Genomic DNA, 2132 nt, shown 5'->3' with positions numbered 1-2132 from the left:
CGCCCCCGGGCAGCACCCGGCCACCCGGCCACCCGGCCACCCGGCCACCCGGCCACCCGGCCACCCGGCCACCCGGAACCACAAACACCAGGGACGGCGGCCAGACCCGGGCCACCGCCCGAACGGCACCAACCACCCGCCACCACCACCCGGCCCGGCCCGGCACACCCCACCACGGACGCCACCGCGCCACCCACACCAACGGCCGACCAAACACCGCACCCGGTCCGGACAACCGACCCACCGCACCCACCGCACCGGGCAGCACCCAGCCACCCGGCACGACGGGCGCCGAACACACCGAACACAACAGAGCCGCCGACCCCGGGAACCAACCACCCAGGACAGCAGCCCAGTTCGACCGGAAACACCCCACGACGGGCGGCACCCGGCCGCCCGGAACGGCACAGCACGGCACGGCACGGCACGGCACGGCACGACAGGCACCGGGGCGGCTGCCCGGCACGGCCGTCCACCCCGGGACAGCGTCAAACCCCGGGCACCTCGGCCCGGCTCCGCCGGCACACCGCCCACCGGTCAGCACCCAACCACCCGCCCGCGCCAGAAGCCGGGTTCAACCGGCACACCGCACCACGGACGGCACCCGGCCACCCGGCACGACAGGCGCCGAGGGCAGCCGCCCGGCCGATCCGGCCCGGCCCGATCACGGCCGCACCGCGCTCCACGCGCGGCACCGAGGACCACGCACCAGGCACCAAGCACCAAGCACCAGGCACCGCACGCCGGGCCACCCGCGGCCCGGTCCCGGCACAGAACACCGCCCGAGACCGCCCGACCGGCCGCACCACGACCGCAACAACCGGCCCCACCGCCGCCACGGCCGCCACGGCGGCCCGAGCAGCACGGCGGCCCGAGCGGCACCGAAGACCCGGCACCACGCACCACGCACCACGCGCGGCACCGAGGACCACGCACCACGCACCACGCACCACGCACCGCGCGCGGCACCACGCACCACGCACCACGCGCGGCACCGAGGACCACGCACCACGCACCAGGCACCGCGCACCGCGCGCGGCACCGAGGACCACGCACCACGCACCACGCACCGGCCATCGGGCACCGCAGGCCGGGCCACCCGCCACCGCGCGCCGGGCGCCGGCCCCGCCGCCGCCCACCCGTCCGATACCCACCACCACCGTCAACCGAGGGGCCCCATCCCATGACCACCGTCGAAGCCCGCTCCATCAACCCCGACGTCGAGGCCATCCGCCACCACTACGAGGTCCCCAACGAGCTCTACCGGCTCATCCTGGGCCCCACCATGATGTACTCCGGCGGCTACTGGGAGGACGGCGAGGACCTCGTCGCCGTCCTCGACGAGGCCCAGGAACGCAAGCTCGACGCCTTCACCGACCTCGCCCGCGCCGCCCACACCGACACCGTCCTGGACATCGGCTGCGGCTGGGGCACCATGCTCAACCGCCTCACCACCGTCCACGGCGTCAAGAAGGCCGTCGGCGTCACCCTCTCCCGCACCCAGGCCGACTTCGTCGACGCCCTCGCCAACCCCGCCATCGAAGCCCGCGTCGAAAGCTGGGAGGACCACCGCCTCGCCGACGGCCAGGCCCCCTACGACGCCGCGTTCTGCATCAACGCACTCGAACACTTCGTGCTCTCCTCCCTCACCCCCAAGGAGCGCACCCAGCGCTACCGCGTCTTCTTCAAGCAGGTCCACTCCCTCCTCAAGCCCGGCGCCCGCTTCGTCCTGCACACCATGACCGTCGAGAACCCCCCGCTGCGCCGCCAGCTCCTGGACGACCTGAAGTTCCTCCAGCGCGAGGAGTTCGAGGGCTGCCACATCCCGCGCCTGCCCGAACTCGCCGCCGGCCTCGACGGCCTCTTCGAGGTCACCGAGATCCGCAACGAACCCGAGTCCTTCGCCCGCGCCTGCCGCGCCTGGCTCCAACTCCTCGCCGCCCGCCGCGACGAAGCCGTCACCATGACCGACGAGACCACCGTCGCCCGCTTCGAGCGCTACCTCGACATCTTCGCCTACACCCTCGAAGACCACATCTTCAACAACTTCCGCGTCACCCTCACCCGCCGCGCCTGACCCCCGGGCCCACCGAGGACACCCGAGAAGAGGACACCGACGCCATGACCACCAC

At 73.8% G+C, this 2132-nt stretch carries 1 protein-coding gene; it reads left to right on the top strand.

The features are described 5' to 3' along the window. Window positions 1–1183: 1183 nt before the first annotated feature. Window positions 1184–2077 (top strand): class I SAM-dependent methyltransferase, encoded by an 894-nt coding sequence (locus ACIQOV_RS38660; protein ID WP_401055491.1) that lies wholly within the window; start codon window positions 1184–1186, stop codon window positions 2075–2077. The last annotated feature ends 55 nt before the right edge of the window (window positions 2078–2132 follow it).

Origin of the sequence: Kitasatospora sp. NPDC091257, from assembly GCF_044757675.1 — a bacterium.
In the GTDB taxonomy this organism is placed as follows: domain Bacteria; phylum Actinomycetota; class Actinomycetes; order Streptomycetales; family Streptomycetaceae; genus Kitasatospora; species Kitasatospora lactacystinica.
This window is presented reverse-complemented; position numbering and strand designations above follow the sequence as displayed.